Origin of the sequence: Heterorhizobium halophytocola (assembly GCF_017873095.1) — a bacterium.
GTDB classification, from domain to species: domain Bacteria; phylum Pseudomonadota; class Alphaproteobacteria; order Rhizobiales; family Rhizobiaceae; genus Allorhizobium; species Allorhizobium halophytocola.
On sequence record NZ_JAGGJU010000011.1, the window covers coordinates 139,808 to 163,652 of the forward strand.

Here is a 23,845-nt window from a genome sequence, read left to right on the forward strand (position 1 = left end):
GATTTATTTTAATTGCCTTACACATAAAGCTCAATAATGTGACATTGAAGAACACAGTGTCGAACATAAGAGAGACCGTATCCCAAGCCGCTGGACTAGTTAAAAGATCGCTGGAGAAAAAACATGGCTGCAAAAAAAGGATTGGCTTTTGTACCTTTGGGACACGAACTAATCGCCGAGATGAAGTTAACAGCGATAGAGAGCAACATAAAGGAAATAATAAGCGAAATTGAGCGAAAAACAAGAAAGCCCGACAAGCAATTTACAATAAAACTGAGTTCACACTCGAATAAAAATAGACCAAATAGCCGCGTATTGCAATCCTTACTCGAAGGAGACACGAACGAATCGATAAAGCTTATCTATAGCGATAAAGAAATAGACAACAATTCCATATCTCTATATTTTTCAAATAACACATTGATAACAATTATACAAGAAGTCGACACATACACGACAATAACGCCGGTTGAAAACGCAACAGGATGTAAAATATTTGTTCAAAAAGAGGATTCGAAAAGAATAATTGAAGATATATTTATTGATATTTACCTATTATATCTATCCATACAGAATTCTGACGCAATATCGGCACTGATGACAGAAAGGCAAGGACTAGCCAACTTATTCGGCGAGGAGAAGGGATTTTTTCTCAAAAACGCCAATAGAAGCTACATCTCCAACGTCGCGAAAGATGCCGGCTATGCGCCAATTTCCGCACTAAACAAATACCCCCACGAGGACAAGGAAGGACGGGCTGATTCCGCAATTAAGATCTGGTCTGAATTTCAAGAATCACTAACATATTCCGATATACTCAGATATGAAAATGGCCAAACTTACTTAAGTAACATTGAGATGCTTAAGTCCATCCCCGGCATTGGTGGTCAACTATCTATAAATAAAATAAAAAATGCCACAAAGGGGCTACCCGAAGGTAAATATGTATTTTTGTTATTGGTTAGAGCGGGCGCTATAAGAACAAACCCAAAAATCAGAAATAAAATAGAATTTATTTTCGGAAAAAATGCCAAAAGAAACAAATTCATAATACGTCCCATTGACGCATATTCTGCAGAAAGGCATGTAATACGTGATTTAATCAGCAGTGGTCATATTTTTGCGCAAGAGATTCAGATAACGTCCTAGCGGATTAAAATTTCCGCACAAGATAAACGAGGTCGTCATGAGTTATTGTGGGTACATAGATATACTCGGAACCAAGGCGCTAGCAGACCATGCAATAGATGAATTGCGCGAACATATGGATTATTTTCACAGCTCACTTCATGATAATTTCGAATATTATAAAAATGGAACATGCATAGCGGCAAGTGACGGCGCATTTTACGAAAATATAGATAAAGATGAATTTTATCCTTACTACAGAAGAGTCAGAAATTTTTTATTCGACAAAGGAGTTTTTTTTAAGTGCTCCTATATGCCCGGAAAAATTGGCCCGATACTTGAGCCCCAGGGCGGCCCAATCGACCTAGCAGCGCCCGCATTTTTGTCGATAAATTTCTCAGATCAATCGTCGAAAGCATACAGAGCGGAGGCGAGACTCAGAGGCATTGGCTGCACTATAGAAGAATTTGGAAAATCTAGTGAAGAAAAGCCATCTAATACAATATTAAACTTCTATATGCAGAAACAGGGAGGTAAATTTGTTCCCGTTGCCTTTATTGACTTTAACTTTTCTATTTTTGAGGTTTCAGAAAACGGAGAGCACTGTGCCGAATGGGAAGGACAACAAAGGCTCCTAGATAGAATATTATTCTACACGAGCATCTCCACGATAAATTCCGATGATATAGCGCTAAAATTTATACCACTGCTAGTAAATGCTGTGAGATCCTCTAGTTACAGCGGCATATACGCAGAGGGTAACAAGTGGATAAGAGCACCTTATATTATAAGAAGGCTAATAACCTCAAATTCACCCATAACACAAATATCGAGAATTCCCGGAATTAATTTAATTCTACTATCTATATATGATAAGATTTATTCCGATAATCTAGGCGAAATCCAAGAAAAAGCAGAAGAAAAAATTCTTAGATTTATTTCAAGGCGAAGGGATTGCCAAAAAAATCTTGGCGACACACCTAATTTCGTTATAAAGCCACCGGCAAAAAAGAAATTGCTTCGAAAGCTTGCTGAATATCGCGGGATAAATCCGCCAAAAGACACAGAATGATATATATTAAAATAAAAAAATATATTTTATACGATAATTAAATAAATATAAGAATATTTTACAACAAATTTATTGTTATACGCTATATCCGCAACGATAATTCTATGTTTCGGCACAAAGATTCGCAAGGAAGTTGCGATTAATATCATCGAGTAAGCCAGCCAGCTTGATGTCGTTCTTCTTTCTAAAACTTCACATCCTCGAACCCGCGCTCGCCGATCCGCTGGCGGTTGTCGCCGACGGCATTGAGGCCGTTTGCCGTCTGCGAGGCCGTATCGCCGATCCAGTGCTTGATCACGTTGTCCAGATTTACGCCGCGCGATTTCAGCTCCTTCAGCACTTGTTCGACATAGTCGATCGAGGTCTGGTAATGGCCCCCTCACGCTGATGATCCTCATCAGCCGACCCCGCGCCAATATCCCGTCGCCGCCCTCCCCCGAAAAAATTCTCCGAAAAATTTTCCACCCCCATTTCCCCTGCCCTTATCCTTGTCGGCGTCTCCCTCGCCGGAGTGTTTCGCGAGACGGTCGCGGGCAGAGGGAGACCGGCGCCCGGCGCCTGGTCCGTAACGTGCGGGCAAGGTGTCGGGGGATGCATGCTCTGACGCCGTGGGCCCGGACTTCCCGGGCGCGCGACGGCAAAAGCCCTCCCCGGGCCGCCAGGCCCGGTTCGGTTGAGCCGTGCAGGCAGGGGGTGCCGGATTTTCCCTCGAAAACATGAACCGGTTTTCGCGGCGGGTCCGGCAAATACCTCTTGCGCAGTGGGGCGAGGCATTGCGTCCGTCGGGTCTGGAACGCCCGGCAGAAATCGCCGAAGGCCACGCGAAGGCGGAGCCATGTCTTTATTATCATTGTGAGGTTGCGCTTTCGCGTGGTCCTCCACTTCCCGTCCGGTCAGCCGGGCGGACATTGCCGGAAAGACCAGACGCCGCGGACCGGCAGAAAAACCGGCCGTGCGAACGCCGCCCGCTGTCCGTCCCCCATTGTCGGCCGCCCCCGTCATGGTCCGGCCCGGCTCGCGACACAGGCATGACACGCCGGGGCCACATGAACGGCAGATGAACCGGGGGCTCAGAGGACATTCAGGCAGGCACGGCTAGAACAGGTCCCATAACCGCAGCACGGGTTTTGGGGGATAAACAATATGGGCAAGCTGGCGCGTCGCTTTGTCATTCTGACGCTGATGATCGTCATCTTCGCCCTGGCCGTCGTCGGGCTCGTCAACCATCCGCGCCGGCCGGGCTTGATGGGCGCGAGCCTGACCTGCCCGACGACGGCCACCTGGCCCTGCACCCGCATACTGTAGCCCCGCAACCCGATCTGAAACACCGGAAAGGAGAACGAGACATGACCCGGACGATTTCCACAAGCGCCCGCCTCACCCTGCGCCTCGCCATCCTGGCGACGCTGCTGATCGGCCCGCTGGCAGCCTTGGGCGTCGCCAAGGCCGAGCACCCGGCCGTCGGAAAGCAGGGCGCGGGCTTCGTGCTCTTCGTCAGCCTGCAGCGCGCGTCGATGAGCTGACCGGTAGGCGGCCCGCCGCCCCCGCCGCGCGCCATGCGGTTGCGCCCTTGGCTACGGGGTCTGCGACAGGCGCGCATGGGGAAAAGCGCCGCACTGCCGGCATGCTTTATCCCTGTGTCATTTGCCCGTCAGACAGCTTTCGATATAATGGCGCATGAACACACGAATCTCTCCGCTTTCGCCGCTCGCCTTCCTCTCGCCCGAGCCCTATGCGCCACGCGTTTTCAACGATGCGGTGGAGGCCGTCGATGCGCTGACGGCGCTCTACGATCGCAATAGCGGCTTCATCGTCGACACCTTCGAGGCGCTGGCCGCCGGCGGGCCGGTCACCGGTCGCTGCCGCGCCTTCTACCCGCAGGTGAGCCTCGAGACGACGAGCTTCGGCCATATCGACAGCCGCCTCTCCTACGGCCATGTGACGGCGCCCGGCGTCTATACCACGACGATCACCCGGCCCGCCCTCTTCCGCGACTATCTCATCGAGCAACTGCAGCTTCTGATGCGCCATCACCAGGTGCCGGTCACCGTCTCCCAGTCGGAGACGCCGATCCCGTTGCATTTCGCCTTCGGCGAAGGCGCCCATGTGGAGGCGTCCGCCGCAACCCTGTCCGACCTGCAGCTGCGCGATATCTTCGACACGCCGGATCTGACCAATACCGACGACCAGATCGCCAATGGCGAGTTCGAGCCGGATCCGGGCCAGCCGCTGCCGCTCGCACCGTTCACCGCCCAGCGCATCGACTATTCGCTGGCCCGCCTGTCGCATTACACCGCGACCGGGGCCGAGCATTTCCAGAACTTCGTGCTGTTCACCAACTACCAGTTCTACGTCGACGAATTCTGCCAATATGCCCGCAAGCTGATGGCCGATGGCGGCGGCGGCTACGAGGAATTCGTCGAGCCCGGCAATATCGTCACGCCTGCCGGCGCTGCAGCCCCCGAGCGCGGCGATCCGCCCCGCCTGCCGCAGATGCCGGCCTATCACCTGAAGATGCCCGGCAATGCCGGGATCACCATGGTCAATATCGGCGTCGGCCCGTCCAATGCCAAGACCATCACCGACCATATCGCGGTGCTGCGCCCGCATGCCTGGCTGATGCTCGGCCACTGCGCCGGGCTTCGCAACAGCCAGCGCCTCGGCGACTATGTGCTGGCCCATGCCTATATGCGCGAGGACCATGTGCTCGACGACGACCTGCCGGTCTGGGTGCCGATCCCGGCGCTCGCCGAAGTGCAGCTGGCGCTCGAAGACGCTGTCGAGGAGATCACCGGTTACGAAGGTTTCGAGCTGAAGCGGATCATGCGCACCGGCACCGTTGCCACGATCGACAACCGCAACTGGGAACTGCGCGACATGCGCGGCCCGGTCAAGCGTCTCTCCCAGGCGCGCGCCATCGCGCTCGACATGGAATCGGCCACGATTGCCGCCAACGGCTTCCGCTTCCGGGTGCCCTACGGCACCCTGCTCTGCGTCTCCGACAAGCCGCTGCATGGCGAGCTGAAACTGCCGGGCATGGCGACCGCCTTTTATCGCACCCAGGTCAACCAGCACCTGCAGATCGGCATCCGCGCCCTGCAAAAGCTCGGCGCCATGCCGAAGGAAACCTTGCATTCCCGCAAGCTCAGAAGCTTCTACGAGACGGCATTCCAGTAAGGAGGCGGCAGCATCGAAGAAGCCGGCGCTCGCCGGCCCCTTCCCGTTCGGCGCTGGCGACGAACCGTCACCGCCGCGCGGTCAGCGGTCGTGCCAGGCCGTGACGCTGGGGCTGCCGAACCGGATCTGCGCCGGCAGCGTGAAGATGAAATAGGGATTGATCACCGGCGGCCGGCTGGCAGCCTCCAGCCGCGCCTGCTGGTCATCCGACAGGACCAGATCGAGTGACGCCAGGTTCTGCGCCAGTTGCTCCGGCCGGCTGGCGCCGATCAGGACGGAGGAGATGCCCGGTCTCGAGGCGACCCATGCCAGCGCGACCTCCGCCATCGACCGCCCGGCCTCCGCCGCGACGGTGCGGACCACGTCGACGATGTCGAAATTCTGCTCGGTAAACAGCATGCCGCCAAACGGATTGTCGCCGTTCAACCGGCCCTCCTGCCGCTTTTCGCCCTCATCCGCCGCCGTGCCGGGTAGGCCGGAGGGCCGGCCGGCATCGGCGATCTTGTCCCGGGCGTATTTACCGGTCAGCAATCCAGCTGCGAGCGGGCTCCACGGAACCAGGCCAAGGCCCAGCGCATCGCCGGCCGGCAGCAGTTCGAGTTCGACGCCGCGATCGATCAGTGAATAGGCGTATTGCAGCCCGATCGGCCTTGGCAGTCCATGGGCCTTTGCCAGCGTCGCGATCTTCGCCACATACCAGGCCGGCGTGTTGGAAAAGCCGTAATGCAGGATCTTGCCCGACCGCACGGCATCGGCAAGCGTCTGCAACACCTCTTCCGCCGGTGTCGTCCTGTCCCAGACATGCATCCAGTACATGTCGATGTAATCGGTGCGCAGCCGCTTCAGCGACTGCTCCATCGAAACGCGGATATTCTTGGCGCCATTGCCACCCAGATGCGGCGTGCCCTGGCCGCGGGCGAACCCTGATTTGGTCGCCACCACCAGCCGGTCCCGCAGCCCGCTTTCGGCAAGGAACGTGCCGAGCATCCCCTCGCTGCGCCCCGCGGAATAGAGGTCCGCCGTATCGAGGAAATTGCCGCCTGCATCGGTATAGGCATCAAACAGCGCGCGCGATGTCTGTTCATCGGCGCCCCAGCCGGCCGCGCCGAAGGTCATCGTCCCCAGCGCCAGCGGGCTGACGATCAGCCCCGAGTTTCCGAGTGTGCGATAATCGTTCAGGGTCATGATATCTTGGCTCCATCGATCCTTTGTCCGAACATGTCGAAGCAGGATAGGCGGTCCGGCGCCCCCGGATTAGCGCTTGTCGCCCGCAAGAGCTTGTGAGTATTTTGCAGGAATGGAACGCAGCGAACTCAACGATCTCATGGCATTCGCGACGGCGGCGGCGGAGCGGAGCTTTACCCGCGCCGCCGCCCGGCTCGGCATTTCGCCGTCTGCACTCAGCCACGCGATGCGCGGTCTGGAGGCGCGCCTCGACGTGCGCCTGCTGGCCCGCACGACCCGCAGCGTCGCCCCAACTGTGGCGGGCGAGCAGCTCTTATTGTCCCTCACGCCGGCGCTCGCGCAGATCGAGCAGGGACTGGACGCCCTGGCGCAATGGCGCGACAGCCTGTCCGGCACGGTGAGGATCACCGCCTCCTCCTATGCCGCGCAGACGGTGCTGTCGGAAAAGCTGCCGGCCTTCCTGCTCGACCATCCGCATGTGCGGGTCGAGGTCAATGTCGAGGACCGCCTGACGGACATCGTCGCCGAGGGCTTCGATGCCGGCATCCGCTTTCATGTCTCGGTCGAAAAGGACATGATCGCGATACCGGTCGGGCCGCCCTTGCGCACCGTCGTGGTTGGAACGCCGGCCTATTTCGCGCGGTATCCGCGTCCCGAAACGCCGGACGATCTGAAGAACCACCTCTGCATCAACTACCGGATGAAGAGCGGCGCGGTGATGGCCTGGGAATTCGATCACGATGAGCGGGAATTCGCCGTCCGCACCGGCGGGCAGTTCATCGCCAATGACGGGAACTTGATGGCCGCCGCGGTCCGGGCCGGCGCCGGGCTCGGCTTCATCATGGAGCAGGATGTGGCGGACGATCTCGCTGCGGGACGACTGATTCAGGTGCTCGACGACTGGTGCCTGCCGTTTCCCGGATGTCATCTCTACCATTCGAGCCGCCGCCAGTCGCCACCGGCCCTGCGCGCCTTGATCGCAGCATTGCGCGTCTAGGCTCGGCCAGAAGAGCGCTCCGGCGAGCGCTCAGCCCTTGGCCAGCCTGCGGATTTCGTTCAGTCCCAGCGACAGCCCCGCCCCCAGCAGCGCCGAAAGCACGATCAGCAGATGCAGGTTGATGCTGGCCCTGGCAAGGCTTGCCATTGCCGCCTGTCCGCGCTCGGCGCCGAGTGCCACGGCACCGGCAACGATGCCGGCCGGATAGGTGCCGACCCCGCCCGGCGCGTGGAACGGCAGGACGGAGGCAAGTTCGCCGCCGATCGCGCCGCCGAAGGTTGCCGACAGTGGCGCCACACCCATCAGCCCGAGCACCCAGGCAAAGACGAGCATCTTGGTGCCCCAGTTGACCACCGTCACCAGCCAGGCCGCCACCAGGCCGCCAAGGCTTTTCGGCAGACCATCCTCGATGCCCGCCAGGATGCGCCCGAGCTTGCCGGACAATCGGGGCCGCAGAAGCCCCAGAACGGGCTCCTTGGCCAGAAAGGCCGGGATCGGAGCGACGAGAAACAGCAGCCAGAGGGCGACGGCCCAAGGTGCCAGATCGGCCTGCGCGACGAGGCCGAGGCCGCCGGCGGCCAGCAGCGCATGCAGGTCGAGCAACCGCATGACCAGCAGCGCCGACGTCCCGTGCAGCAACGGCACGCCGAATTCCGAGCGCATCAACAGCGGAAAACTGGTCTCGCCGCTTCGAAACGGCAGCATGATGTTCAGCACATTATGGACCTGCGCCAGATGAAACAGCGCGATGAAGCGCCCGCGCGTTTCCCTTGGAAAATAGTGATAAAGCCGCCATGTGCGAACGAAATAGGTGGCCACAAGCAGGGCCAGCGCGGCCAGCACGGTCGGCAGGCCGATCGCCTCCCATTCGGAGACGATGCTGCCCCATCCCCAGACATATTGGACGAAGACGGCATAGGCGATGATGACGAGGGCGGCGATCAGCGACAGGCGGTGACGCCGGAAAGCCGCAGCCCTCTGGTTATTCTGAGCGAGCGACATCGTGTGCAAGAGTTCCGAATTGCGCTTGATGTCTGGTTCCTATAACAACCGCGCCATTCAAGGCCAGAGATTTCGGAGTACACCAGCTTGTCGTTCGAGCACCTTTCTTCCCCCATCGAGACGGATCGGACTTACGAAATCGATCTGTCGCTCGTCATCCCGATCATGAACGAGGAAGAGAGCCTCGGGCCGCTTATGGACCGCATCTGCGACGCCATGGCCGCCTTTCCGAAGCGCTGGGAGCTGATCCTGATCGACGACGGTTCGACCGACCGCACCCTTGCCTATGCCCGCAACTATCTCGACCGCGAAGGCCTCGATCTCCGGATCATCGAATTCCAGCGCAATTTCGGCAAGGCGTCGGGCCTGCAGGCCGGCTTCGATGCCGCCCGCGGCCGACTGATCGCGACGCTCGACGGCGACCTTCAGAACGACCCCTACGACATTCCGAAAATGGTCGAGGAACTGGACGCCCGCGATCTCGACCTCTTGTGCGGCTGGCGCAAGGCAAGACAGGACGCGCTGGTGCTGCGCAAGATCCCGTCCTGGTGCGCCAACTGGCTGATCGGCAAGGCGACCGGCGTGCATATCCACGACAATGGCTGCGGCCTGAAGCTTTACCGCTCGGTCGTCATCCGCCAGGTGCGCATTCTGGGCGGCATGCACCGCTTCATCCCCGCCTGGGTCGCCTCCGTTGTGCCCAGCGCGCGGATCGGCGAATGCGTGGTGACCCATCACGCACGCCAGTTCGGGGAATCGAAATACGGAATTTCCCGCACCATCCGCGTCTTTCTCGACCTGTTGTCGATGATCTTCTTCATGCGGTTTCGCCAGCGGCCCGGCCATTTCTTCGGCACGCTCGGCCTCGGCGTCGGGGCGTTGAGCGCGCTCATCCTGCTCTATCTGTTCTGCGTGAAATTCATCGGCGGCGAAGATATCGGCACACGGCCGCTGCTGCAGGTCGGCGTCATGCTGTTTCTGGCCTCGATCCAGCTGATCACCACCGGCATTCTGGCCGAAATGCTGACCCGTGCCGATGATACGCGCAAGAACTACGTGGTGCGCAAGACCTACGCCCGGGATGCCTGACATGCTCGAGGCTGTCCGGACCCGCTCCAGCACAGGCCTGGCGGTGGTGGCCCTCTGGGTGGCGGCCTATGTCGTCGCCCGCCTGGCCCTGCCGCATGCAATGGAGCTGGACGAGGCAGAGCAGATCTTCTTCTCTCAATGGCTGCGGCTCGGCTATGGGCCGCAGCCGCCGCTGTTCAACTGGCTTCAGCAGGGCATCTTCCTGCTGACAGGCGGCCCTTCCCTTGCCGGTATCGTCGTGTTGAAGGCCATTCTGCTGTTTGGCTGCTTCGCCTTCATGCTGGGTGCGGCACGCCAGGTCAGTGCACAGCAGATACACCAGTCCGCCCTGCTGATCGGCCTCATGCTGCTGCCGCAGGTCGTCTACATGCCGCTGCAGGATCTGACCCATACCGTGCTGCTGCTGGCGGCCACCGCTCTCTTCTACTATGCCCTTCTGCGGGTGCTGGAGCGTCCGAGCCTGGCACGCTATGCGCTGCTCGGGCTTGCCTGCGCCATCGGGTTTCTGGCGAAATACAATTTTGCGCTGCTGCCGGTCGCCGCCGTCATCGCTGCGCTACCGGACGCCAGTCTTCGCCAACGCGTCCTCGACAAGCGCATCATCGTCACCATCGTCATCGGGGCGTTGCTGGTGGCACCGCATCTGGCCTGGCTCGCCACCCATCTGGACGCCGCCACCGAAGGCACGCTGAGCAAGATGGGCGCGCTGTCCGATAATCGCTCGGCCCTTGCCAAGGCAGCGAGCGGCCTTGGCTCGCTGGTCGGCGCCATGGCGGCCTTTGCTGCCCTTCTGCTGATCGTCTTCGCACTCTGCTTCCGCAGCCGTCTCCGCGACATCGCACGATCGCATGATCGGATGACCGGCTTTCTCGGCCGCATCCTGATAGTCGTGACCCTGGCACTGGTTGTCGTCATACTCGGGACCAAGGCGACCAATATCCACGAGCGCTGGCTTGACCCTTTCTATCTGGTGCTCCCGCTCTACCTCGTCGCCAAGCTGCGTGTAGCCTCGATCGGGGAAGCCGGGAACGTCCGGGCCTATCGCGCCTTCACCCTGACGGGGCTGATCCTGCTGCCGGTGGCAATCGCGATCCTGATCGCGCGGGTGGTGGCAGCGCCGGTGATCGGCGACTACACCAAGGTGAATATCCCGTTTGCCGCCTTTGCCGATGAGGTCAGGGCGCGCGGTCTTCAGCCGAGCGCGATCCTGGCACCCAACTGGCACTATGCCGGAAATCTGAAGCTGCAGAGGCCCGCAAAACCGGTGCTGAGTGCTGCCCAGCCGAACTTCACGCTGCCCTTCGCAGTGACCGCTGAACATCCGCTGCTGGCCGTCTGGCCGAGCCGTGCCGGTGCGTCAACGCCCATGCCGGGAAGCATGGTGGCGTGGCTGAAGGGACGGGACGATCTCGTCATCGCCGAAGAAGACACCGTGTCGCGGCCTTACACCCTCGGCAAATCCGGCGATCTCTACAGCTTCTCCTATGCCGTCATCGCACCGAAAAGCAGCCGCTAGGGCTCAGGGGCCACGCCGACCGGGGGCCCTCACCCCTCGATGATCTCCGGCTCGCAGGTCACGGGGAAGTTGACCGAATTGGCGATGAAGCATTTTTCGTGGGCGTCGTTGTGGAGATCGCGGGCGACGTCGGGAAAGGTGCCGGCCTTTATCGTGACGCGCGGGCGCAGCACGACGCTGGTGAAGCGGCCTATCCCGTCCTCGTCCATGTCCATCACGCCCTCGGCTGCATCCTCGTAAGCCGTGACGATGACGCCCGACACCGAGCAGAAATGCAGGTACCAGAGCTTGTGACAGGCCGATAGCGACGCGACCAGCAGGTCCTCGGGGTTCCAGCGCGCCGCATCGCCGCGAAAGGCCGGATCGGACGATCCCGGTATATCCGGCTTGCCGTCGGCCTCCATGACATATTGGCGCCCATAGGCACGATAGCTCGACGTGCCCTCCCCCAGATCGCCCGTCCAGCGGACTGTCACCTGATACTGATGGCGGTGCTTGCTCATCGACATCCCCCGGTTTTCGCATACTGCAGGGTTTCGACCATAGGCGAAGCGCCGTCCGCCTCCAAGCAAGGCGGGTACAAAATTTTTGCAAGTCCCCTCTTGCGAAGTTCGCACTAAGATATATCTTAGATGCAATTCGAAACACACAGGAGCGAACGATGAGACATTGCAACGAACACGATGGAGACCATCATCACGACCGCGGCCGCTGGGCCCGCCACATGATGCGCCATGCCATGCGCCGCGGCTTTCGTGGCGGCCCCCTCGAGGAAGCCTTCGAAGGGCGCGGACCGCGCGGCGGACGGCGGCGGATGTTCGAGGGCGGCGAGCTCAAGCTCGTCCTCCTGAAGCTGCTCGCCGACAAGCCGCGCCATGGCTATGACCTGATCCGCGAGATCGAGGATCTGTCGGGCGGCGCCTATGCCCCGAGCCCCGGCGTCGTCTATCCGACGCTGACGCTGCTCGGCGACATGGGCCTGGTCGAGGATCAGCAGAGCGAAGGTGCCCGCAAGGTGCTGGCCATCACCGAGGCCGGCCAGGAACATCTGGCCGAGAACGCCGAAGAGGCCGACCGCGCCATGGCACGGCTGGCAGCCTTGGCGGAGGTCAGCGAGCGCACCGATTCCGCCCCGATCCGCCGCGCCATGGGCAATCTGAAGGCGGCGCTGAAGGACCGGCTGTCGCAGAAGAACGCCGACCGCGACGTGCAGCTGGAAGTCGCCCGCCTGCTCGACGAAGCCGCCAGCAAGATCGAAAGGCTTTGAGCATGACGAAGGCAACCGCAACGGTTCCAACCGAAAATGGCTGGAAATATGTGCAGCAGCTCTGCAAGCACTGGGCACACAAGCTCGACGTCGACGTGACCGAGAGCGCGCAGAAGGGCGTGGTGATATTCGCCGAGGCGACCGCCGTGATGACCTCGACATCCGACGCTCTCACGGTGGAGCTGGATGCGAATTCCGAGGAAGTTCTGGAGCGGATGAAAGGAGTGGTTTCGAGCCATCTCGACCGCTTCGCCTTTCGCGAGGCGCCGCTGCCCTTCGACTGGAAGGCTGTCGCCTGACGGCCGGCCGGCAAGGCGGGCGGGCACCCTGCCCCCTCGCCCGCCTTGCGGCAATCCCGGCCAGCTGCCGGCCACCCCTTGAAACCCCTGCCGGTCCGACCTCTATTGGAGAGCGACACCCAGGAGGAGTTTCGAATGTCCGACCATCCCACATTTCCCGATCTCGCCGGCAAGGCCGTGCTGATCACCGGCGCATCGAGCGGCATCGGCGCGGCGCTCGCCTATGGCTTTGCCGCGCAGGGCGCGCTGGTCGGGCTGCACTATAATGCCAATGCGGAAGCCGCCCATGCGATCGCCCGCGACATCGAGGAGACCGGCGGCAGCGTGATGCTGGTCCAGGCGGACGCCGCTGAATCGGACGCGATGCGGCAGGCGGTCGACAAGATCGCAAAGACTTTCGGCCGTCTCGACGGCCTGATCAACAATGCCGGCAGCATGATCGCCCGCGTGCTTTACGGGGAGATGACCGACGATCACTATGACCGGGTGATGGACGTCAATGCGCGTTCGGTGGTCTCGACCACCCAGGCGGCGTTGCCGCATCTGAAGAAGCAGGGCGGCTTCGTCATCAACACCACCTCGGTCGCGGCCCGTAGCGGTGGCACGGCCGGCTCCGGCCTCTACGGCTCCTCGAAGGCTTTCGTCGGCGCCGTCACCAAGGGCATGGCGCTGGAATTCGCCCAATACGGCATCCGCGTCAACGCGGTGGCCCCCGGCGTCATCGAAACGCCGTTCCAGGAAAAATATGCGCTGCCCGGCCAGCTCGACCAGATCGCCGCATCGGTGCCGCTGAAGCGCACCGGCACGCCGGCGGACTGCCTCGGCGCCTATCTGTTTCTCGCCTCACAAGCGATGTCCGGCTACATCACCGGCCAGACGATCGACGTCAATGGCGGGCAACTGATGCCCTGAGGCGCGGCAGCGCTCAAACGGTCCGGCTGTCGCGCAGGGCGTCGAGTGCATGTCTCAGCGTCTCGACGGTCTGGTCGATCTCGCTGCGGGAAATGATAAGCGGCGGCGAAAACAGCATGCGGTCGCCGGTGGCGCGCAGGATGAGACCGTTGTCGAGGCAGTGGTTGCGCACCTGCGTGCCGATGTCGTCGGGCTTGTCGAAGCGGCGGCGCGTCGCCTTGTCGGCGGTGATCTGCACGGCGCCCATCAGGCCGACGCTCGGCGTCTCGCCGACGAGTTCGTGGTCACGGAGCGAGGCAAGCGCTTGCACCAGATAAGGACCGACATCGTCGCGCACCCGCTCGACCAGTCCCTCCTCCTCGATGATCCGCAGGTTTTCGAGTGCCGCTACCGCGGCCGCCGGATGGCCGGAATAGGTAAAGCCGTGGTGGAAGTCGCCGACCTCCTCGATCAGCACCTTCGCCACGCGCTCGGAGATCATCACCCCGCCGATCGGCAGATAGCCTGACGACAGGCCCTTGGCGATCGGCGCCAGATCGGGCTCGAAACCGAAATGCTGATGACCGAACCAGCTGCCGAGCCGGCCGAAGCCGGTGATCACCTCGTCGGCGACGAGCAGGATGTTGTATTTCTCCGTGATCCGCCGGATCTCCGGCCAGTAGGTCGACGGCGGCACGATCACGCCGCCGGCGCCCTGGATCGGTTCGGCGACGAAGGCTGCGACATTCTCCGCGCCGAGATCGAGGATCTTCGCCTCCAGTTCCTGCGCCACCTTGAGGCCGAACGCCTCCGGCGTGAGGTCGCCGCCCTCGGCATACCAGTAGGGCTGGCCGATATGCTGGACACCGGCGATCGGCAGGTTGCCCTGTTCGTGCATCCATTTCATGCCGCCAAGCGAGGCGCCGGCGACCGTCGAGCCGTGATAGCCATTGGTGCGGGCAATCACCATGGTCTTCAGCGGATGGCCGACCGCCTTCCAGTAGACCCGGGCCATGCGAAACCAGGTGTCGGTCGCCTCGGAGCCGGAATTGGTGAAGAACACATGGCTGAGCCTGCCTCCGGTATGGCTGGCGATCTTCTGGGCAAGCAGCGTCGCCGGCGGCGTCGTCGTGCCGAAAAAGCTGTTGTAATAGGGCAGTTCCTGCATCTGCCGGAAGGCGGCCTCGGCGATCGAGGTGCGGCCATAGCCGACATTGACGCACCAGAGACCGGCAAAGGCGTCGAGATATTTCTTGCCCGTGCTGTCCCAGATATGGACGCCCTCGCCGCGGCTGATGAACCGCGTGCCCGACGCGTTCAGCTTGTGCATGTCGGAGAACGGATGGATGTGATGCGCCGCATCGATCGCAGCGAGATTGGAGGGCGCAAATTCGGTCATCTCGTTTCCTTCAGCCTCAGGCCCCGCCCGATTGTAAGGCGGGTTTTAATCGGCTACGAACATGGCCGTCCGATCGGCGTTTGGCAAGGGACCGCGCATGGGTCAGGTTGCGACAAATTACCGAGGAATTTCAAGGCCGGAGCTGCAGTTCACATGAATGAGACAGAGAAGTCTGCAGACGCGCAGACACACGATCCGTCCGCCCGCATCGAGGTGCTGCTGGTCGGCATGAACGGCGACCTGCGCGGCAAGATGATCCCACTGAAGGCCGAGGAAAAGGTGTGGAAGAACCAGGTGCGCCTGCCCGCCTCCACCCAGTCGCTCGACATCTGGGGCGACGACAATGACGACCTGACGGGGATTTCGCTGACGCTTGGCGATCCGGACGGACTCTGCATGGCCGACCGCAAGTCCCTGATGCCGATGCCCTGGGGGCCGAAGGGCTCGATGCAGGTGCTCGCCACCATGCATACGCTGGAGGGCGAACCGCATTTCATCTGTCCGCGCGCGATCCTGGCCAGCGTGCTGCAGCGCTACGCCGACCGTGGACTGACCCCGGTGGTGGCGACCGAGCTTGAATTCTATGTCATCGAGCCGGATTTCCGCGACACTGGAAAGCCAATGCCGCCGAAGGGGCTGGTGATGGACGGCGAGGTCGAGGGATTCCAGCTCTACGACATGCGCGCCACCGATGCGCTGGCAGCCTTTCTGTCGACCGTCCGCCGCTACTGTGACGCGATGGGCCTGCCGGCCGATGCGGTTACCGCCGAGTTCGGGCCGGGACAGTTCGAGGTCAACCTGCTGCACAAGCCGGACGCGCTGTCTGCCGCCGACGACAGCATCTACCTGAAGCGGGTCGTCGATCACGCCGCCAGGACCCACGGGTTGAAATCCACCTGCATGGCCAAGCCCTATAGCGACCATGCCGGCTCCGGCATGCATGTGCATGCGAGCATTCTCGACGCCAAGGGGGTCAATATCCTCGATGCCGGCGGCTGCGAGCCAACAAAACTGAAATCCGTCGTTGCCGGCATGCTCTCCACCATGCAGGAGGCGCAACTGATCTTCGCCCCCTTTGCCAATTCCTATCGCCGCTTCCAGCCGGGATCCTTTGCCCCCGACAAGATCGACTGGGGATGCGGCCATCGCGGCACCGCGATCCGCATTCCCGAAAAGGACGGTCCGGCCGCCCGGATCGAACACCGCGTCGCCGGCGCCGACGCCAATCCGCATCTGCTGCTGGCCGCCATTCTGGGCGGCATGCTGCGCGGCCTCGACGAGACGCTCGACCCCGGCCCGGAGACGACGCCGACAAGCGCACCGGACGACACGGCGCTGTTGACCCATGACTTCCTGACAGCCGTCGACCGCTTCCGCGCCTCGGATTTCATCGCCGACGTGTTCGGGGAGGAGTATCGCCGGATCTACGGTGACACCAAGCGCAAGGAGGCGATCGCCTATCTGCGCACGGTGTCGAGCTTCGACTACCAGACGTATCTGCCGCGGATCTAATGGGTGGAGTTGGTAGCCGGGGTATCCCATCAGAACAGTCCCCCTCTGGCCTGCCGGCCATCTCCCCCCACAAGGGGGAGAATACCTGTTGCGACCGCTCACCGATCTTTACGATAAATAGAATTGTCCGAAACGCAGGCGATTGTGCGCATGGCCGCAGTTTTCAATCAACGGGTAAGGCAAGGTTAAGCTCTCCCCCTTTTTTGGGGAGGGCTGGGAGGGGACTTTGCCTGGGCGATTGCCCATGCCGGCAATTCACACGGTGTCGATAACGATGTCTGCGGCTCTGCTGTTCTCGATCACCAGCCGGCCGTTCGGCAGGTCGTTGCCGTTGAGCTTCCAGTCGATGCCGGCGGCGTCGAGCTTGTAGCCGGTCCAGCGCTCGGTGAGCCGGCGGGTCAGTTCCTCGATGCCGGGATTGATCAGGATCGTATAGTCGAACAGCGGCGCAAGCCCGTTCCAGGGTGCCTGGTCGAGCAGAAGATAATTGCCCTCTGCAATGATGATCCGGTCCACGGGCGCAATTACCCGCGCGGCATTGATGGCAATTTCGCGGTCGCGGTCGAAGACCGGCACCAGCACCTCGCCGCCCGCCTTCACCGCTTTCACAATGTCGATGAACCCACGAACGTCGAAGGTTTCCGGCGCACCCTTGCGCGGCAGCAGGCCACGCGCTTCGAGGATGCCGTTGTCGAGGTGGTAGCCGTCCATCGGCAGAATGGCCGCCTTCTCGCCCCGGCCCGCCATCCCGGTGACCAACCGCTCGGACAGGGTCGACTTGCCCGCCCCCGGCGGACCGGCGAGCGCCACGATTGTGCGGCCCGGATTGCCGGCCGCCCGGCCGGCAATCTCGTCGATGATCGCGTCGAATGACGTCATGCGGCCTCCGCGGCATCGGGGGCCGGCCGGGCGCCGGTCATGAAGGCGACCGCATCCGACATCGAGTAGTCCTTCGGATTGATGACGCAGAGCCGCTTGCCGAGGCGGTGGATGTGGATCCGGTCGGCGACTTCGAAGACATGCGGCATATTGTGGCTGATCAGCACGATCGGCATGCCGCGCGAACGCACGTCGAGGATCAGTTCCAGCACCTTGCGGGATTCCTTGACGCCCAGCGCCGCTGTCGGTTCATCGAGGATGATCATCTTCGAGCCGAAGGCGGCCGCCCTTGCGACCGCAACGCCCTGACGCTGGCCGCCGGACAGCGTTTCCACCGCCTGATTGATGTTCTGGATGGTCATCAGGCCGAGCTCGGAGAGCTTGTCGCGGGAGATCTGTTGCATCTTCTTATGGTCGAGCATGCGCAGGATCGAGCCGAGTGGCCCGGGCTTGCGGATCTCGCGGCCGAGAAACATGTTGTCGGCGATCGACAGCGCCGGCGACAGCGCCAGGTTCTGGTAGACGGTCTCGATGCCGGCTTCCCGCGCCTCCTGCGGCGAATGGAAACGCACCGGCTTGCCGTCCAGCAGGATCTCGCCGGCATCCGGTACCACCGCACCGGAAATCGCCTTGATCAGGGACGACTTGCCGGCGCCGTTGTCGCCGATCACGGCGAGGATCTCGCCGGGATAGAGGTCGAAATCGGCCTGGTCCAGAGCGGTCACGCGGCCATAGCGCTTGACCAGATTGCGCGCGGTGAGCAGGGGTGCTGGAGCTGTCATGCCGATACCTTTCTGATCCACTGGTCGACGGTGACCGCCGCGATGATGAGAACGCCGGTCAGGAAGACCTTCCATTGCGGATCGGCGCCGAGCATGTTGAGCCCCATGGACACGACACCGACGATCATGGCGCCGATCAGCGTGCCGACGATCGATCCCCGCCCGCCGAACAGCGAGATGCCGCCGATCACCGCAGCCGTGATCGACTGCAGATTATATTCGGTGACGGCAGCGGACGGCGAGATCGAGCCGTTGCGGCCGATCGCCACCCAGGCGGCCAGTGCGGCGATGACGCCGGCCAGCACATAGGTGGTCAAGAGCACGCGGTTGACGCGGATACCCGACAGCTGCGCCGCCTCCGGATCATCGCCGACCGCATAGAGATGCCGTCCCCAAGCCGTGTGGTTCAGCGCGTACCAGAGGGCGAAGACCAGCGCGACCATCAGCACGACTCCAAGGGTCAGCACGGCGCCGCCGAGCTTGAAGCTGATGCCGAAGAAATGCAGGAATTCGGCATTGGCCGTGATGTCGGCATCGCGGATGGTGGCATTGTCCGAGTAGATGAAATTGGTCGCCATCACGATATACCAGGTCCCGAGCGTGACGATGAAGGGCGGCAATCGCATGATCGCCACCAGAAATCCGTTAAGCAGGCCGCACACTGCGCCGACACCAAGGCCGATCAGGATGGCGATCGGGCTCGGCAGTCCATAGACCACGGCGCAATTGCCCATCACTACGGTCGAGATCACCATGACGACGCCGATCGACAGGTCGATGCCGGCCACCAGGATGACCAGCGTCTGGCCGGTCGCCAGGATGCCGACAATGGCGATCTGCTGCAGGATGAGGGTGAGCGTATAGGCGGAGAAGAAGCGGTCGCCCTTCAGCACGCCGAAAATGATGATCGCCGCCACCAGCACGATCGCCGGCACGGCAGCCGGGGTGGAGTGGAGGAAATGCTGAAGTTTCTGCAGCGGGGTATGATGCACGAAAGCCACGACATTTCTGTCGCTCTTGTCGAGATCCTTTTCGAACTCCTGCATGCTGGCCATGAAATTGAACTCCTCCCGAGCATTGCGGATTGGCCACGGATCGGGAGGGGCAGCGCAGGCCGCCCCTCCCGATGCCTGTTCAGGTCACCGACAAAAGTCGATCAGCCCCAGCACTTGTCCAGGCCGTCCTTGACGCTGATCGAATCCAGACCGTCGACCGGCTTGTCGGTCACCAGGCTGACGCCGGTGTCGAAGAAGTTCTTGCCTTCCGTCGGCGTCGGCTTGGTGCCGTCCTTGGCAAAGGCGGCAATCGCCTCGATGCCCTTCGACGCCATCAGCAGCGGATATTGCTGCGAGGTCGCGCCGATCTGACCGTCCTCCACGGCCTTGACGCCCGGGCAACCGCCGTCGACCGAGACGATCAGCACGTCGCCTTCCTTGCCGACCGCCTTCAGCGCCTGATAGGCACCGACGGCTGCCGGTTCGTTGATGGTGTGGATGACGTTGATATCGGGATCCTTCTGCAGAAGGTTTTCCATCGCCGTGCGGCCGCCTTCCTCGTTGCCGTTGGTCACGTCATGGCCGACGATGCGCGGATCGTCCTCGTCGCCGATCTTGGCCGGATCCTTCGGGTCGATGCCGAAGCCGATCATGAAGCCCTGGTCGCGCAACACGTCGACGGTCGGCTGCGACGGGGTGAGATCGAGGAAGCCGACCTTGGCGTCCTTCGCCTTGTCACCCAGCGTCTTCTGCGCCCATTCGCCGATCAGCTTGCCGGCGAGAAGATTGTCCGTGGCAAAAGTGGCGTCGGCGGCATCGATCGGATCGAGCGGCGTGTCGAGCGCGATCACCAGCATGCCTGCGGCCTGTGCCTTCTTCACCAGCGGCACGATCGCCTTGGTGTCGGAGGCGGTGATCAGGATCCCCTTGGCGCCGTCGGCGATGCAGGATTCGATCGCCGCCACCTGGCTTTCCGAATCGCCGTCGACCTTGCCCGCATAGGTCTTCAGATTAATGCCGAGTTCCTTGGCTTTTTCCGTCGCACCTTCCTTCATCTTGACGAAGAAGGGATTGGTGTCGGTCTTGGTGATCAGGCAGGCCGAGGTGTCGGCGGCACTGGCGGGTGCGGCGAATACGCAGCCGAGCGCGAGCGCGCCCAGAGATGCGGTAAGCAGGGTTGTCTTCATGATTTCCTCCCGAGAGACAATGATCCTTTGGTGGATCGCGACCGCACGGGCCCCTGTTCAGGCCCGACGACCGCTGCAGGCGAACTTCTCCTCAATTCGCCCCTCCTCCGGCTTGCAGTTTGAACACCGGTCAAATCCCAAGTCAATAAATAAATCCGATTGAATTATTAATTACCCGGTGGCATTCTCCCGGTGTGGGGCCGCGCTTGCGTCCCCGAGGGAGGGTGCCATGCCGCAGTCCGGGAACGGGTCGTCCGCGGACGATCAGGAAACCGTCGTCAGTGCCGGCGGCGGTGCCAACCAGGTGCGTGTGCGGGCCTATAACGAGCGGCTGGTATTGTCCGTGGTCCGCCGGCAGCCGGGCATTTCCAAGGCCGAGATCGCGCGCGCCACCGGGCTATCGGCGCAAACCGTGTCGGTGATCATGCGCTCTCTGGAGCAGGACGGCATCCTGTTGCGCGGCGAGCCGCTACGCGGCCGGGTCGGCCAGCCGTCGGTGCCGATGTATCTAAACCCGGACGCCGTCTTTTCCTTTGGCCTGAAGATCGGCCGGCGCAGCGCCGACCTCGTGCTGATGGATTTCATCGGCAAGATCCGCTACGCCAAGCATTATACCTATGCCTATCCGGAACCCCGCCGCATCCTGTCGATCGCAACCGGCGGGATTGCAGCGCTGGAAGCCGAGCTGAACGCGGGCCAGCAGGCGGCCATTGCCGGCCTCGGGATCGCCGCCCCATTCGAATTGTGGAACTGGGCCGGCGAAGTCGGGGCGCCGGATGGCGTCATGGATGCGTGGCGCAGTTTCGACCTGCAGGCGGAGGTCTCGGCCCGGCTCTCCTACCCGGTTTTCCTGCAGAACGACGCGACCAGTGCCTGCGGCGCCGAACTGGTTTTCGGGCTCGGGCCCCGCTATTCCGATTTCGTCTATTTCTATATCGGCTCGTTCATCGGCGGCGGCATCGTGCTCAACTCGTCGATCTTTTTCGGCCGCACCGGGACGGCCGGCGCGATCGCGCCGCTGCCGGTGCGCAACAAGCATGGTGAGACGAAGCAGCTGCTGGAGATCGCCTCGATCTTCGTGCTGGAAAAGCTGCTGCGCGAGCGCGGCATCGATCCTCAGCCGCTGTGGTATGCGGCAGACGAATGGATCGATTTCGGCAAACCGCTCGACATCTGGATTGCCGACTGCGCGGCAGCGCTTGCCCAGGCGATTGTCGCCGCCTGCGCGATCATCGACTTTTCCGCAGCCGTGATCGATGGCGGCTTTCCCGAATGGGTGCGCCGCCGGCTGGTGGCCGCCACGATCAACGAACTGGGACGGCTCGACCTGCAGGGCATCGTCATGCCCTATATCGTCGAGGGCAAGGTCGGCCCGCAGGCCCGCGCCATCGGCGGCGCCAACCTGCCGATCTTCGCCCGCTATCACACGGACCAGACGGTGGTGTTCAAGGACATCAACGCCGACGAGGATCGCCGGGTATGAGCCACTGACGAGGCGCGCTGGTCTTGCTCAATTGCGCAGCATTTTTGCCGGCTGACCAAATTTTATCCACAGGCGGCACAAGAAGTTGTGGACGAGCGACAGCCTGTGCAGTGCCGCAAATTCGCTCGTCAAAAGCCCGTCTGCGACAAAAAACATCACCAGAAGCCACCAGTTTTGTTTTTTTGGGGAAGACGGCGCGGGAAAACGCGATAGATTGCATCCTGCCATGCGCCGGGCCACCTTATCCAAGCGGAAAAAGATATAAAGAAGAGAACAGGACGCCTCTTGAGTTTGGCGCGGATTTCCAATCTCTACCGGCGCGTCATCCAGCCATAATGGGGATACTAATGTACAAATCAACGAAAATAGCACGCATCGCCCTGCTCATGGGTTCGCTCATGGCCGCCGCCAGCCCGGCCCTTGCAGAAGCCGTTCTCCACCGCGGCAATTCCGGCGAACCGACCTCGCTCGATCCGGCCCATATCTCGATCAACATCGAGGGCTTCATCATCTATGACCTGCTCGAAGGCCTGACGATCTTCGGCCCCGACGGCACGATCAAGCCGGGTGCAGCCGAAAAATGGGACGTTTCGGAAGATGGTACGGTCTACACCTTCCACATTCGCGAGAACGCCAAGTGGTCCGACGGCTCGCCGCTGACGGCAGGAGACTTCGTCTTCGCCATGCAGCGCGAGGAAGACCCCAAGACGGCCGCGGAATACGCGACCCTGCTCTACCCGATCAAGAACGCAGAAGAGGTCAACACCGGCAAGGCTCCGGTCGACCAGCTCGGCGTCAAGGCGATCGACGACAAGACGCTCGAGATCACCCTCAAGCAGTCGACCCCCTTCTTCCTGCAGCTGATGGCGCACTACACCGCGCTGCCGATCAGCAAGGCCAACTACGAGAAATACGGCAACGACTTCGTCAAGCCTGGCAACATGCTGTCCAACGGCGCGTTCACGCTGCAGGCCCACGTGCCGAACGACAGCCTGACGACCGTCAAGAACGACAACTACTGGGACGCTGCCAACGTCAAGCTCGACAAGGTGATCTTCTACCCGATCGAGGATGACGCGGCTGCGATCCGCCGCTTCGAAGCCGGCGAACTCGACACCGTCTACAACTTCTCCGCCGAACAGCTGAAGCGCCTGCGCGAGAAGTACAAGGACCAGGTCCATGTCAGCCCGTCGCTGTCGACCTACTACTACACCTTCGACATGACGAACCCGCCCTATGACGACGTCAAGGTGCGCACCGCCCTGTCGATGGCCGTCGACCGCGACTTCCTGACCGACGAAATCTTCAACGGCGCCTATCTGCCGACCTATTCGATGGTGCCTCCGGGCATGGAAGGCTACACGCTGGCCAAGCCGGACTGGGCCGACATGTCGCAGATCGACCGCGAGGACAAGGCCGTCGAACTGCTGAAGGAAGCCGGCTACGGCGAAGGCGGCAAGCCGCTCAACCTGACGATCCGCTACAACACCAACACCAACCACGAGCGTGTTGCGACCGCCGTTGCCGACATGTGGAAGACCACGCTCGGCGTCAACGTGCAGCTGCAGAACCTCGACGTGGCCTCGCACTACGCCTACCTGAAGCAGGGCGGCAAGTATGATGTGGCCCGTGCCGGCTGGGCGGCGGACTACGCCGATCCGGAGAACTTCCTCTATCTGCTGCTCTCCTTCAACAAGACCTTCAACTACTCGCACTACGTCAACCCGAAGTTCGACGAGCTGATGAAGAAGTCCTACACGCAGCAGGATCAGGCCGAGCGCATGAAGACCATGAACGAAGCCGAACAGCTGGTGGTCAACGATCAGCCGATCGCGCCGCTGATGAACCAGGCAGAGCTCTGGATGATCTCGTCTCGTGTGAAGGGCTGGCAGGACAATGCGGTGAACGACCACCGCTCGAAGTTCCTGAGCCTGTCCGAATAACCACACCAAGAAACGGGAGATGGACGCGCGGTGGCGGTGCTG

Annotated in this window: 24 protein-coding genes; 14 read left to right on the top strand and 10 right to left on the bottom strand. The window is 61.3% G+C overall.

The genetic code is table 11. The features are described from left to right. The first annotated feature begins 123 nt into the window (after positions 1-123). Together J2Z17_RS19195 and J2Z17_RS19200 are read left to right on the top strand one after the other, a co-directional pair. Positions 124-1,149, top strand: a complete 1,026-nt coding sequence (locus tag J2Z17_RS19195) for a hypothetical protein (RefSeq protein ID WP_209947261.1) — start codon at positions 124-126, stop codon at positions 1,147-1,149. 37 nt (positions 1,150-1,186) lie between these two features. Next, a complete protein-coding gene (locus tag J2Z17_RS19200; protein WP_209947262.1) occupies positions 1,187-2,200 on the top strand; it encodes a hypothetical protein in 1,014 nt (337 codons plus the stop codon). 184 nt (positions 2,201-2,384) lie between these two features. On the opposite strand, the gene J2Z17_RS19205 is transcribed toward J2Z17_RS19200, so the two are convergent. Beyond that, on the bottom strand, positions 2,385-2,540 hold the full coding sequence (locus tag J2Z17_RS19205) for a hypothetical protein (protein ID WP_209947263.1): 156 nt from the start codon (positions 2,538-2,540) through the stop codon (positions 2,385-2,387). Positions 2,541-3,343: 803 nt separating this feature from the next. On the opposite strand from J2Z17_RS19205, the gene J2Z17_RS19210 reads away from it, so the two are divergent. From J2Z17_RS19210 to J2Z17_RS19220, 3 genes are all read left to right on the top strand, one after another. Beyond that, a complete protein-coding gene (locus J2Z17_RS19210) occupies positions 3,344-3,505 on the top strand; it encodes a hypothetical protein (RefSeq protein ID WP_209947264.1) in 162 nt (53 codons plus the stop codon). 41 nt (positions 3,506-3,546) lie between these two features. Next, positions 3,547-3,723 (top strand): hypothetical protein, encoded by a 177-nt coding sequence (locus tag J2Z17_RS19215; RefSeq protein ID WP_209947265.1) that lies wholly within the window; start codon positions 3,547-3,549, stop codon positions 3,721-3,723. A gap of 154 nt (positions 3,724-3,877) precedes the next feature. Further along, complete coding sequence (locus J2Z17_RS19220) at positions 3,878-5,377, top strand: AMP nucleosidase (protein WP_209947266.1); 1,500 nt, start codon at positions 3,878-3,880, stop codon at positions 5,375-5,377. Positions 5,378-5,458: 81 nt separating this feature from the next. Here the strand turns inward: J2Z17_RS19220 and J2Z17_RS19225 are convergent, their stop codons facing one another. Then, positions 5,459-6,562, bottom strand: coding sequence for an aldo/keto reductase (locus tag J2Z17_RS19225; RefSeq protein ID WP_209947267.1), 1,104 nt, complete (start codon positions 6,560-6,562; stop codon positions 5,459-5,461). A 112-nt stretch (positions 6,563-6,674) separates the two neighbouring features. Here J2Z17_RS19225 and J2Z17_RS19230 point away from each other — a divergent pair, with 112 nt between their 5' ends. Next, complete coding sequence (locus J2Z17_RS19230) at positions 6,675-7,559, top strand: LysR family transcriptional regulator (RefSeq protein WP_209947268.1); 885 nt, start codon at positions 6,675-6,677, stop codon at positions 7,557-7,559. Between the two features lie 30 nt (positions 7,560-7,589). Here the strand turns inward: J2Z17_RS19230 and J2Z17_RS19235 are convergent, their stop codons facing one another. Next, the gene (locus J2Z17_RS19235) at positions 7,590-8,561 is read right to left on the bottom strand and encodes a lysylphosphatidylglycerol synthase domain-containing protein (RefSeq protein ID WP_209947269.1); all 972 of its coding nucleotides are present in this window, start codon (positions 8,559-8,561) and stop codon (positions 7,590-7,592) included. Between the two features lie 87 nt (positions 8,562-8,648). Here J2Z17_RS19235 and J2Z17_RS19240 point away from each other — a divergent pair, with 87 nt between their 5' ends. Both J2Z17_RS19240 and J2Z17_RS19245 read left to right on the top strand, forming a co-directional pair. Next, complete coding sequence (locus J2Z17_RS19240; RefSeq protein ID WP_280923385.1) at positions 8,649-9,650, top strand: glycosyltransferase family 2 protein; 1,002 nt, start codon at positions 8,649-8,651, stop codon at positions 9,648-9,650. Between the two features lies 1 nt (position 9,651). Then, positions 9,652-11,166, top strand: coding sequence for a glycosyltransferase family 39 protein (locus tag J2Z17_RS19245; RefSeq protein ID WP_209947270.1), 1,515 nt, complete (start codon positions 9,652-9,654; stop codon positions 11,164-11,166). Positions 11,167-11,195: 29 nt separating this feature from the next. On the opposite strand, the gene J2Z17_RS19250 is transcribed toward J2Z17_RS19245, so the two are convergent. Then, positions 11,196-11,669 (bottom strand): OsmC family protein, encoded by a 474-nt coding sequence (locus J2Z17_RS19250; RefSeq protein ID WP_209947271.1) that lies wholly within the window; start codon positions 11,667-11,669, stop codon positions 11,196-11,198. A 158-nt stretch (positions 11,670-11,827) separates the two neighbouring features. Between J2Z17_RS19250 and J2Z17_RS19255 the strand changes: the two genes are divergently transcribed. The 3 genes from J2Z17_RS19255 to J2Z17_RS19265 all read left to right on the top strand — a co-directional run bounded on the left by J2Z17_RS19255 (position 11,828) and on the right by J2Z17_RS19265 (position 13,644). After that, complete coding sequence (locus J2Z17_RS19255) at positions 11,828-12,433, top strand: PadR family transcriptional regulator (protein ID WP_209947272.1); 606 nt, start codon at positions 11,828-11,830, stop codon at positions 12,431-12,433. Positions 12,434-12,435: 2 nt separating this feature from the next. Then, complete coding sequence (locus J2Z17_RS19260) at positions 12,436-12,732, top strand: DUF2218 domain-containing protein (protein WP_209947273.1); 297 nt, start codon at positions 12,436-12,438, stop codon at positions 12,730-12,732. A gap of 135 nt (positions 12,733-12,867) precedes the next feature. Continuing rightward, entirely contained in the window at positions 12,868-13,644 is a 777-nt protein-coding gene (locus J2Z17_RS19265) for an SDR family NAD(P)-dependent oxidoreductase (protein ID WP_209947274.1), read from the top strand. Positions 13,645-13,657: 13 nt separating this feature from the next. Here J2Z17_RS19265 and J2Z17_RS19270 read toward each other — a convergent pair whose 3' ends face one another. After that, positions 13,658-15,022: an aspartate aminotransferase family protein gene (locus tag J2Z17_RS19270; RefSeq protein ID WP_209947275.1), complete on the bottom strand. Its 1,365-nt coding sequence runs from the start codon at positions 15,020-15,022 to the stop codon at positions 13,658-13,660. 153 nt (positions 15,023-15,175) lie between these two features. Between J2Z17_RS19270 and J2Z17_RS19275 the strand changes: the two genes are divergently transcribed. Continuing rightward, entirely contained in the window at positions 15,176-16,534 is a 1,359-nt protein-coding gene (locus tag J2Z17_RS19275; protein ID WP_209947276.1) for a glutamine synthetase family protein, read from the top strand. A gap of 255 nt (positions 16,535-16,789) precedes the next feature. On the opposite strand, the gene J2Z17_RS19280 is transcribed toward J2Z17_RS19275, so the two are convergent. The 4 genes from J2Z17_RS19280 to J2Z17_RS19295 all read right to left on the bottom strand — a co-directional run bounded on the left by J2Z17_RS19280 (position 16,790) and on the right by J2Z17_RS19295 (position 20,377). Beyond that, on the bottom strand, positions 16,790-17,413 hold the full coding sequence (locus J2Z17_RS19280; protein WP_209947277.1) for a nucleoside triphosphate hydrolase: 624 nt from the start codon (positions 17,411-17,413) through the stop codon (positions 16,790-16,792). Further along, positions 17,410-18,195: an ATP-binding cassette domain-containing protein gene (locus tag J2Z17_RS19285; RefSeq protein ID WP_209947278.1), complete on the bottom strand. Its 786-nt coding sequence runs from the start codon at positions 18,193-18,195 to the stop codon at positions 17,410-17,412. The genes J2Z17_RS19280 and J2Z17_RS19285 overlap by 4 nt, the downstream gene beginning before the upstream one ends. After that, on the bottom strand, positions 18,192-19,250 hold the full coding sequence (locus tag J2Z17_RS19290) for an ABC transporter permease (RefSeq protein ID WP_209947279.1): 1,059 nt from the start codon (positions 19,248-19,250) through the stop codon (positions 18,192-18,194). The genes J2Z17_RS19285 and J2Z17_RS19290 overlap by 4 nt, the downstream gene beginning before the upstream one ends. Before the next feature lie 101 nt (positions 19,251-19,351). Next, on the bottom strand, positions 19,352-20,377 hold the full coding sequence (locus J2Z17_RS19295; RefSeq protein WP_209947280.1) for a sugar ABC transporter substrate-binding protein: 1,026 nt from the start codon (positions 20,375-20,377) through the stop codon (positions 19,352-19,354). A gap of 229 nt (positions 20,378-20,606) precedes the next feature. On the opposite strand from J2Z17_RS19295, the gene J2Z17_RS19300 reads away from it, so the two are divergent. Then, the gene (locus tag J2Z17_RS19300; RefSeq protein WP_209947281.1) at positions 20,607-21,860 is read left to right on the top strand and encodes an ROK family transcriptional regulator; all 1,254 of its coding nucleotides are present in this window, start codon (positions 20,607-20,609) and stop codon (positions 21,858-21,860) included. 27 nt (positions 21,861-21,887) lie between these two features. Here the strand turns inward: J2Z17_RS19300 and J2Z17_RS19305 are convergent, their stop codons facing one another. After that, positions 21,888-22,232 (bottom strand): hypothetical protein, encoded by a 345-nt coding sequence (locus J2Z17_RS19305; RefSeq protein WP_209947407.1) that lies wholly within the window; start codon positions 22,230-22,232, stop codon positions 21,888-21,890. Here J2Z17_RS19305 and J2Z17_RS19310 point away from each other — a divergent pair. Next, the gene (locus tag J2Z17_RS19310) at positions 22,208-23,803 is read left to right on the top strand and encodes a peptide ABC transporter substrate-binding protein (protein ID WP_209947282.1); all 1,596 of its coding nucleotides are present in this window, start codon (positions 22,208-22,210) and stop codon (positions 23,801-23,803) included. The two genes, J2Z17_RS19305 and J2Z17_RS19310, sit on opposite strands and share 25 nt — an antisense overlap. The last annotated feature ends 42 nt before the right edge of the window (positions 23,804-23,845 follow it).

What these genes read in the sequence shown, in the direction of transcription:
- J2Z17_RS19195 (WP_209947261.1), top strand. Translation starts at nt 124, where the DNA reads ATGGCTGCAAAAAAAGGATTGGCTTTTGTACCTTTGGGACACGAACTA.
- J2Z17_RS19200 (WP_209947262.1), top strand. Translation starts at nt 1,187, where the DNA reads ATGAGTTATTGTGGGTACATAGATATACTCGGAACCAAGGCGCTAGCA.
- J2Z17_RS19210 (WP_209947264.1), top strand. Translation starts at nt 3,344, where the DNA reads ATGGGCAAGCTGGCGCGTCGCTTTGTCATTCTGACGCTGATGATCGTC.
- J2Z17_RS19215 (WP_209947265.1), top strand. Translation starts at nt 3,547, where the DNA reads ATGACCCGGACGATTTCCACAAGCGCCCGCCTCACCCTGCGCCTCGCC.
- J2Z17_RS19220 (WP_209947266.1), top strand. Translation starts at nt 3,878, where the DNA reads ATGAACACACGAATCTCTCCGCTTTCGCCGCTCGCCTTCCTCTCGCCC.
- J2Z17_RS19225 (WP_209947267.1), bottom strand. Translation starts at nt 6,562, where the DNA reads ATGACCCTGAACGATTATCGCACACTCGGAAACTCGGGGCTGATCGTC.
- J2Z17_RS19230 (WP_209947268.1), top strand. Translation starts at nt 6,675, where the DNA reads ATGGAACGCAGCGAACTCAACGATCTCATGGCATTCGCGACGGCGGCG.
- J2Z17_RS19235 (WP_209947269.1), bottom strand. Translation starts at nt 8,561, where the DNA reads ATGTCGCTCGCTCAGAATAACCAGAGGGCTGCGGCTTTCCGGCGTCAC.
- J2Z17_RS19245 (WP_209947270.1), top strand. Translation starts at nt 9,652, where the DNA reads ATGCTCGAGGCTGTCCGGACCCGCTCCAGCACAGGCCTGGCGGTGGTG.
- J2Z17_RS19250 (WP_209947271.1), bottom strand. Translation starts at nt 11,669, where the DNA reads ATGAGCAAGCACCGCCATCAGTATCAGGTGACAGTCCGCTGGACGGGC.
- J2Z17_RS19255 (WP_209947272.1), top strand. Translation starts at nt 11,828, where the DNA reads ATGAGACATTGCAACGAACACGATGGAGACCATCATCACGACCGCGGC.
- J2Z17_RS19260 (WP_209947273.1), top strand. Translation starts at nt 12,436, where the DNA reads ATGACGAAGGCAACCGCAACGGTTCCAACCGAAAATGGCTGGAAATAT.
- J2Z17_RS19265 (WP_209947274.1), top strand. Translation starts at nt 12,868, where the DNA reads ATGTCCGACCATCCCACATTTCCCGATCTCGCCGGCAAGGCCGTGCTG.
- J2Z17_RS19270 (WP_209947275.1), bottom strand. Translation starts at nt 15,022, where the DNA reads ATGACCGAATTTGCGCCCTCCAATCTCGCTGCGATCGATGCGGCGCAT.
- J2Z17_RS19275 (WP_209947276.1), top strand. Translation starts at nt 15,176, where the DNA reads ATGAATGAGACAGAGAAGTCTGCAGACGCGCAGACACACGATCCGTCC.
- J2Z17_RS19280 (WP_209947277.1), bottom strand. Translation starts at nt 17,413, where the DNA reads ATGACGTCATTCGACGCGATCATCGACGAGATTGCCGGCCGGGCGGCC.
- J2Z17_RS19285 (WP_209947278.1), bottom strand. Translation starts at nt 18,195, where the DNA reads ATGACAGCTCCAGCACCCCTGCTCACCGCGCGCAATCTGGTCAAGCGC.
- J2Z17_RS19290 (WP_209947279.1), bottom strand. Translation starts at nt 19,250, where the DNA reads ATGGCCAGCATGCAGGAGTTCGAAAAGGATCTCGACAAGAGCGACAGA.
- J2Z17_RS19295 (WP_209947280.1), bottom strand. Translation starts at nt 20,377, where the DNA reads ATGAAGACAACCCTGCTTACCGCATCTCTGGGCGCGCTCGCGCTCGGC.
- J2Z17_RS19300 (WP_209947281.1), top strand. Translation starts at nt 20,607, where the DNA reads ATGCCGCAGTCCGGGAACGGGTCGTCCGCGGACGATCAGGAAACCGTC.
- J2Z17_RS19310 (WP_209947282.1), top strand. Translation starts at nt 22,208, where the DNA reads ATGTACAAATCAACGAAAATAGCACGCATCGCCCTGCTCATGGGTTCG.